The organism is Kitasatospora sp. MY 5-36 (assembly GCF_001182915.1).
In the GTDB taxonomy this organism is placed as follows: Bacteria; Actinomycetota; Actinomycetes; order Streptomycetales; family Streptomycetaceae; genus Kitasatospora.
Genome location: NZ_LFVW01000566.1, coordinates 1 through 7,555, shown reverse-complemented (window position 1 = coordinate 7,555; position 7,555 = coordinate 1). Strand labels below are relative to the sequence as shown.

Here is a 7,555-nt window from a genome sequence, read left to right as displayed (position 1 = left end):
GGGCAGCCGGCGGGCCAGCACCCCGCCGGCGACGACGGTGAACGCGCCGGCGGCGTACATCGGCCAGTTGTAGCGGACGACCTCGCGCACACCCGACGGGCGGGGGCCGTCCGGCACGGGACCGGGGGCGGGAGCGGGGACGGAGGCGGCGGGGGCGGCGGGGGCGGTCATCGGGCGGCTCCGGTGAGGGGGCGGCGTTCCCCGGCGTGCCAGCCGTAGTCGAGGCCGGCGACGTGGAAGGCGTTGGCGAGCACCGGCCGGCTGCCGGCCAGCGGGCCGTGGTCGAAGAAGGTGAGCCGGGGCACCTCGACGGCCACCGGGGCGGGTTCCCAGTGGGCGCGGGTGGCCTTGACCACGATCATCGACCGGGTCTGCGGCTCGAACTCGAAGGTGTAGGGCAGCGGGCCGGCGAAGCGGCGCGCGGCGCGGGCGTCCGCGAACGGGCTGCCCGGCGGGAGGGCGGCGGGGGCGCTGCCGAGGTCGGCGCGCACGTGCAGGTCGGCGCGGCCGTCGCCGCTGACCACCTTGAACTCCAGGGTCTCGTCGACCACCCGGGTGCCGATCCGGGCGTGCCGGTAGTGGTAGCGGGAGAAGGCGTTGCCGCCGAGCGCCATCATCCGGCTGTCGGTGTCGGAGCGCAGGATGCGCAGGCCGCGCATGGTGCGGCCGCCGGGGGTCGGGAAGCGGGTGAAGACCCGGTAGCCGGTCAGGATGAAGTCCCGGCCGAGGCGGGCGGGCAGGGCGGCCGGGCGCAGTGCCCGGGCGTCCACGACGGCGGCGGCGACGAAGCCGTGCTCGGTGCCGTCGGGGTCGGTGTAGGTGTCGAGGGCGAGGCCGGGCGGCACCAGCGGGGCGAGCAGGCGGGGCGGCAGGGCGTAGGTGAGGACGAGCGAGTGCGCGAAGCGGGTGCGCATCGCGAAGGGGTGGCGTTGCAGCAGGTGTCGCACGGTCGACTCCGTGGTCGGGTAGGGGGGTTCGGAGCGTGACGGGGCAGCACGGGACCGCCCTTCACCGCAGGCCGCGGCGGGGTTTTCTCGCGCGTCCTCATCATGGCGCACGACTTTGAACGTGTTCAACTCGGGGGTCGGAGGGGTGGACGGGGTGCGCGAACGCCCAGGGCCCGCGCTGCGCGAGCGCGGGCCCCGGGCGTGGCGGAGGCGGGGTCAGGGTGTGGCGGAGACGGGGTCAGGGTGTGGCGGGGAAGGGCCCCGGGCGTGGCGGAGGCGGGGTCAGGCCGGGTCGTCCTCGGGGTCCGGGGCCGGGACGCGGCCGGCCAACAGGGCGTGGCCGAGCGCGGTGGGGCGGTGGGTGACGGAGCGGCCGGTGCGGTCCTTGGTGGTCAGCCCGGAGTCGGCCAGGACGGTGGCGTGCTCGCTCGCGGAGGCGGTGGAGATGTCGAGATGACCCGCCAGGTCCTTGGTCGAGCAGGGCCCGTGGGCCGCGATGGCCTCCAGGGCGGCGGCCCTGGTCTGGCCGAGCAGCGCGGTCAGGGTGCGGCTGGGGGTCGGCTCGGGCTCGGCGCGCAAGGGACCACCGATCCGGGCGGGGTACAGGAGCACCGGCTGCTGGGCCGGGTCCTCGAAACGGGCGATGACGGGCCGGCGGGGGCCGAACACGCACGGCTGGAGCAGCAGCCCCCGGCCGTCCAGGCGCACGTCGTGCCGGCATCCGCCGGCCAGCGGGAAGCTCAGCACCGGGCGGCGCCAGGACACCGTCGGGTGCAGCGAGCCGAGCACCCGGTCCGGCTCGGCGATCCGGCGCCGGCGCCCGTGCTCGGTGGTGACGATGGTCTCGATCTGCCGCCGGTACGGGTCGATCGCCCGGGTCTGGTAGTCGGCGGTGACGTTGCCCAGCAGCCTGCGGGCCCGGCGGTCGCCGGCCGCGACGCCCCGGGCGAAGGCGCTCAACTGCCGCTCCCCGCCGACCGAGCGCAGGTGGTCGCGCAGCGGCGCCTCGGGCGCCTGGGCGGTGGCGCTCTCGGTGGCGCCCGGGTCGCGCCGCACCGCGAGGAACTCCGGGATCGCCGTGGGGGTGTAGAGGTCGAAGAGCAGCGCGGTGCGCGGGTTCCAGGAGGCCCGCAGCTGCTCGCGCCAGGCCTGGAAACGCGGGTCGCGCACCCCGCTGACCAGGGCGTGCACGCTCAGGGAGAGCTCCATCGACATGTCGGGGCGCTCCGCCACCCGGAGCCGCTCCAGGTCGTCCGTACCGAAGAAGATTCGCAGCACGGTCGCGATCGTCGCCCGGATGCGGCACCGCCGCAAGACCGTTCGGCGAGAACCGAATCCATTGCCGGGCGGGCCGCCGTCCGGCGAGCATCGGGCTGTCGGCGGGCCCGGATTCAGGGCTCTCGGGCGGGAGGCCCGAGAGCCGGACCGGACACCCGGCGGGCACCCGGCGGGCGGCCGTCCCGGGGGGCTTCCGTGCCTGGACGACCCACCCCGGCCCGCTCCCCGCTCCCCCCGCACGAGTGGTTTCGTCCCCCGCCTCGGCCCCGGAGACGGTCGGTGGACGGATGATCGCTTCCGGGGCCGTACCGGGCGGCCAGGGAAGGACGGTTCGGGACGATGGGCACGACGCGGCGTTCGCTGCTGGGCGCGGCGCTGGGCGCCCCGCTACTGGGGTGGCTCACCGGGACGGCGGCCGGTGCCGTTGACGGCGGCACCGACCGCACCGGGAGTCTGGGCACGCTCTCCGACGGCTGGGTGGAGGCGCGCTGGACCCCGGAGGCACAGGCCCAGCTGGACCGCTTCCACGCGATGGTGGACGTCGTCGCCCCGGCGCGCATGGTGCTGGACCAACGGGGCCCGGCGGTCCACCTGCCGATCCGCTCCGCCGTGGGCGACCCGTCCCTCGCCAACCCACCGAAGGCGCACGGCGACGGGGCGCTGGACGGCGGGGTCTCCGTCCGCACCTCCAAGGGCGACTACCGGGTGGTCAACCTGTCCGGCGCGATCAAGGACGGCCTGGGCTCGGGCCGGTGCGAGGTCAGCGGGGCGGAGATGGGGCACCGCTCGGCCTTCCGCTGCGGCCTCACCGAGGGCAAGCTGACGGCCGATCCGGTGCCGGCCGGGAAGCCGATGAAGGTCCGGCTCAGCGGGGTGCCGCTGCGCCCCACCCAGGAGGCGGTGGACGCGTACACCGCCAACTTCGGCGCGCACCCGGTCACCGTGGACACGGTGCTCGCCTACGTCACGGCCCAGGGGACGTACACCCCTCCTCCGGCCGCCCAGGAGCAGAAGGCGTAGCGGGCCGGTCGTTGCGGGGCGTCCGGGACTGGGCGGGCACGCCGCCGCCGAAGCGCCGCTCGCGCACCGCGTACGCCCGGACCGCCCCGCGCAGCCGGGCCAGGTCGTAGTCCGGCCACGGCGTGGGGTCGAACAGCAGCTCGGCGTAGGCGAGCTGCCAGGGCAGGAAGTTGCTGATCCGCTGCTCCCCGGAGGTGCGGATCAGCAGGTCCACGTCCGGGAGGTCCGGGACGTACAGGTGCCGGGCGAGGTCGGCCGGGCCGATCGCCTCCGGGCTGATCCGGCCCGCCACCGCCTCGGCGGCCAGGCTCCGTGCCGCGGCGGCCAGTTCCTCCCGTCCGCCGTAGTCCACGCAGACCGTCAGGGTCAGCGTGCCGTTGTTCGACGTCAGGCTCTCCACCAGTGCGATGGAGGAGGCGAGCGACTCGTCCACCCGGTCCCGCCGGCCGCACCAGCGGATCCGTACGCCGAGCGCGTGCAGGCCCTCCGCGCTGCGGGTGAGGCCGTCGGCCAGCGAGTCGAACAGCGCGGTCAGTTCCTCGGGCGGGCGGTCCCAGTTCTCGGTGGAGAACGCGTACAGGCTCAGGTGGCGGATGCCCAGCCGCAGCGCCGCGTTGACCAGGCGCAGCGCGGCCCGCTGCCCGGCCCGGTGGCCGTGCCGGGCGGGCAGCCGACGGGCCTCGGCCCAGCGGCGGTTGCCGTCCATGATCACGGCGACGTGGGCGGGCGCGCCCTCGGGAGGCGCGGGCCGGGCGCGGCGGTGGGGCGTGGTGCCGTCGGAGCTCAGCGGGGTGAGGCCCTCGGTCAGGACGCGTGAGCGCAGCAGGGTCACTTCGTCGTACTGGAGCTGGGCGCCGAGCAGCAGGGTGTGCAGGAACGGACGGCAGCCGGGGGCGGCGAGCCAGGTGGCGGGCAGGGCCTGCTCCAGCAGGCGGTGCAGGTGCCTCTGCTGGCTCTCGACCAGCTCGTCCAGGGCGGTGCGGCGGTCGGGTCGGCGGTCGTCCTGACTCTTGTCCCGGCCGAAGTCGGCGACGGTCAGGCCGAGTCGGCGCAGGTCGTCCTGCGGCAGGTAGCAGCGGCCGGCCGCGAGGTCGAGCGGGAGGTCCTCCAGGATGTCCGCCAGCTGGCAGGCCTCCCCCAGCGCGGACAGCGCGCCCGCCGCCCGCGGGCCCCGCGCGCCCAGCAGCGGGGCCCACAGCTCGGTGACCGTCCCCGCGACGCCCCGCAGGTGGCGGCGCTGGTCCGCGTGGGTCTCGAAGGCGGGCGGGCGGGCGCCGTCGGCCCGGGTGGCGTCCAGGAACTCCTCGACCAGCGCCCGGTCCAGCTCCCAGCGCCGCACGGTGTCGACGAAGGCCCGGCGCAGCGGGTGGTCGCTGCGGCCGGCCGCGAGGTCGGCCAGGGTGTCGGCCCGCCAGCGGGCGAACCGGCGCTCGCGCTCGGCGGGGTCGGCGGCGCCCTGGGCGTCCTCGTCACCGTGGGAGTCGGAGTCGGAGTCGGCAGCGGCGTCGTCGGCGATCCGGTCGGACCGGGAGGCGAAGCCGTTGACGGCGTGGAAGTACGGCCGCACCTCGGGCGGCAGCGTGTCGCTGATCGCCCGCAGCGGGGCCTGGTGGGCGGCCACCTCCCGCTCGCAGAGCCGGTACGACTCCGCCAGCTCCGGCGGACCGCCCACCGCTGCCGCCCCGTTCGCCGCCATGCCCGTTCCCCGCCCCTCTCCGCCACCGCGCACCGTGCACCGCTGTTCGCCGTGCACCGTCTGGTCAACGAGGCGGCGGCGGATCGGTGGCGATCCGGGCGGACCCCGGCCGTCGGCCCCGGCTCCGCGCGCGGTCCGGTCCGGTCCGGTCCGGCCTGGCCTGGCCTGGCCTCAGCCGAGGTCGGCCGGGGACTCCACCACCACGCCGTACAGGTCGCCGATCGTCGCCAGCGCCGCGCGGTGGACCTGGGCGGCCGTCAGCCCGGTGCCCGCCGACTCCAGCGGGCGGGTGGCGCAGGCGGCGGCCACGACGGTCGGGCGGTTGCCGCGCAGGAAGGCGCCGGCCGTCGTGAAGGCCACGCACATGTGGGTCATGAACCCGGCGACGACGACGTCCCGGCGGCCGGCGGCGTCGAGCAGTTCGCCCAGCTCGGTGCCGACGAAGGCGTCCGGGGCCTGCTTGACCACCACCCGCTCGCCCTCGGCCGGGGCCACGCTCGGGTGGATCCGCCCGATCTCGGCCCGGATGTCGTACGGGGTGCCCTCGCCGCCGTCGTTGATCACGTGGATCACGGGGGCGCCGGCGTCCCGGGCCCGGGCGAGCAGGTCGGCACCGGCGTCGAGCGCCTCCTGCCAGCCCTCCAGTTCCATCACGCCGCGCACGTAGGTGTTCTGGTAGTCGATCATGATCAGGGTCGAGTCGCCGAGCGCGGCGGGCTGCTCGTCGAGGCCGTTGAGGGTGCGCAGGGTCGTCGTGGGCATGGGGTGCCGCCTTCACGGTCGGGAGTCGGGGATCTCGCAGGTCACACCTGGTGCGGCCGGCTTCGAGAACGCTACGGGCGGCGCTCGCGTGTCGGCAATGTCGCCTAACATGCAGATTCCGACATCGACGGGGAAGAGCGCCCCGGGGAGCGAGGGGGGCAGGCAGTGGCCGCACCGGCTGCGCAACGGCTGATCGTCATCGTGCTGTTCGAGGGCGTCGACCTGCTCGACGTGACCGGCCCGCCCGAGGTGTTCTCCCTGGTCCGCCGGGAGACCGACGACGCGACCGGCTACCGGGTCGCCCTCGCCGCCGAGACGGCGGCGCCGGTCACCACCTCGGCGGGCGTGCGCATCCTGCCCGACCTCACCTTCGACGAGGCCGCCCGGAGCCGGATCGACACCCTGCTGGTGCCCGGCTCGGTCGAGGTGGACGAGCGCCGCCGGGTCCGCGCGCTCACCGACCCGGCGGTGGTCGACCGGGTCCGCACCCTGGCCGCCCGCTCGCGCCGGGTGGCGAGCGTCTGCGTCGGCGCGCACCTGCTCGCCGCCGCCGGGCTGCTGGACGGGCGGCGCGCCACCACCCACTGGTCCACGGCCGGCCAACTCGCCGAGGAGCACCCGGAGATCGAGGTCGACCCGGACCCGATCTTCATCCGCGAGGGCGAGGTCTGGACGGGCGCGGGCATCAGCGCCTGCCTGGACCTTTCGCTCGCCCTGGTCGCCGAGGACTTCGGCGAGGAGCTGGCCCTGCGGGTCGCCCGCCAGCTCGTCATGTACCTCAAACGCCCCAGCGGCCAGAGCCAGTTCAGCGTCCCACTGGAGCCCGTGTCGACCACCCGGCGGATCGAGGAGCTGCGCCACCACATCCTGCGCAACCTCTCCGGACGGCTCACCGTCCCGGACCTCGCGGCCCACGCCCACGTCGGCGAACGGCAGTTGACCCGGATCTTCAAGACGGAGCTGGGCACCACCCCGAGCGCCTACGTCGAGTCGGCCCGGGTCGAACTGGCCCGCCACCGGCTGGAGTCCACCGACGCGACGCTCGAACGCATCGCCACCGCCTGCGGGTTCGGCACCGTCGACACCCTGGTGCGCGCCTTCCGCCGCCGCCTCGGGACGACGCCGACCGACTACCGGCAGCGCTTCCGGACGGCTGCCGCACCCACCGCGATCCCCACCGCTGCCAGGGCGACCGTCACGGCAGCCGGACGGTGAACTCCGTACGGCCGGGCCGGCTCGCCACCGTCACCGTGCCGCCGTGCGCCCCGACCACGGCCCGGACGATCGCCAGGCCGAGCCCGGTCGAGCCGGTCGCACGGGAGCGGGCCCGGTCGCCCCGGACGAAGCGCTCGAAGACCCGCTCGGCCAGCTCCGGCGCGATCCCCGGGCCGTCGTCCGTGACGCTCAACTCGACCTGGCCGTCCGCCCGTTCGAGCCGCAGCTCGACCTCGGTGCCGGGCGGGGTGTGGCTCCGGGCGTTGGCCAGCAGGTTGGCCACCACCTGGCTCAGCCGGTGCCCGTCCCCGCGCACCAGCACCGGCTCCTCGGGCAGGACGAGCCGCCAGCGGTGCTCCGGCCCGGCGGCACGGGCGTCGGCCACCGCGTCGAGGGCGGTCCGGGTCAGGTCCACCTCCTCCTCGGCCAGCGGGCGGCCGGCGTCCAGCCGGGCGAGCAGCAGCAGGTCCTCGACGATCGCCCCCATCCGCAGCGCCTCGGCGTCGATCCGCTCCAGTGAGCGCCGCACCTCGGGCGGCACCGGCCCGGGGTGGCGCAGCGCCAGCTCGGCGTGGCCGCGGACCGCCGCGACCGGGGTGCGCAGCTCGTGGCTGGCGTCGGCGGCGAAGCCGCGCAG

The 7,555-nt window shown here is 76.1% G+C and carries 7 protein-coding genes; 2 read left to right on the top strand and 5 right to left on the bottom strand.

Annotated elements, in window-relative coordinates; translation table 11 throughout:
• Nucleotides 1-167 precede the first annotated feature (167 nt).
• Nucleotides 168-947, bottom strand: coding sequence for a DUF2071 domain-containing protein (locus AE652_RS30260; RefSeq protein WP_199823167.1), 780 nt, complete (start codon nucleotides 945-947; stop codon nucleotides 168-170).
• A gap of 282 nt (nucleotides 948-1,229) precedes the next feature.
• The gene (locus AE652_RS30255; protein WP_143204714.1) at nucleotides 1,230-2,225 is read right to left on the bottom strand and encodes a winged helix-turn-helix domain-containing protein; all 996 of its coding nucleotides are present in this window, start codon (nucleotides 2,223-2,225) and stop codon (nucleotides 1,230-1,232) included.
• 339 nt (nucleotides 2,226-2,564) lie between these two features.
• Here AE652_RS30255 and AE652_RS30250 point away from each other — a divergent pair, with 339 nt between their 5' ends.
• Nucleotides 2,565-3,245, top strand: coding sequence for a hypothetical protein (locus tag AE652_RS30250; protein WP_049657252.1), 681 nt, complete (start codon nucleotides 2,565-2,567; stop codon nucleotides 3,243-3,245).
• Here the strand turns inward: AE652_RS30250 and uppS are convergent.
• Together uppS and AE652_RS30240 are read right to left on the bottom strand one after the other, a co-directional pair.
• Entirely contained in the window at nucleotides 3,190-4,941 is a 1,752-nt protein-coding gene (gene uppS / locus AE652_RS30245; protein WP_063780316.1) for a polyprenyl diphosphate synthase, read from the bottom strand. The two genes, AE652_RS30250 and uppS, sit on opposite strands and share 56 nt — an antisense overlap.
• A 171-nt stretch (nucleotides 4,942-5,112) precedes the next feature.
• Nucleotides 5,113-5,703, bottom strand: coding sequence for a cysteine hydrolase family protein (locus tag AE652_RS30240; protein WP_049657249.1), 591 nt, complete (start codon nucleotides 5,701-5,703; stop codon nucleotides 5,113-5,115).
• A gap of 165 nt (nucleotides 5,704-5,868) precedes the next feature.
• Here AE652_RS30240 and AE652_RS30235 point away from each other — a divergent pair, with 165 nt between their 5' ends.
• On the top strand, nucleotides 5,869-6,918 hold the full coding sequence (locus tag AE652_RS30235) for a GlxA family transcriptional regulator (protein ID WP_049657247.1): 1,050 nt from the start codon (nucleotides 5,869-5,871) through the stop codon (nucleotides 6,916-6,918).
• Here the strand turns inward: AE652_RS30235 and AE652_RS30230 are convergent.
• The coding region (locus tag AE652_RS30230) for a cell wall metabolism sensor histidine kinase WalK (protein WP_049657245.1) at nucleotides 6,899-7,555 on the bottom strand (657 nt) is incomplete at its 5' end. The two genes, AE652_RS30235 and AE652_RS30230, sit on opposite strands and share 20 nt — an antisense overlap.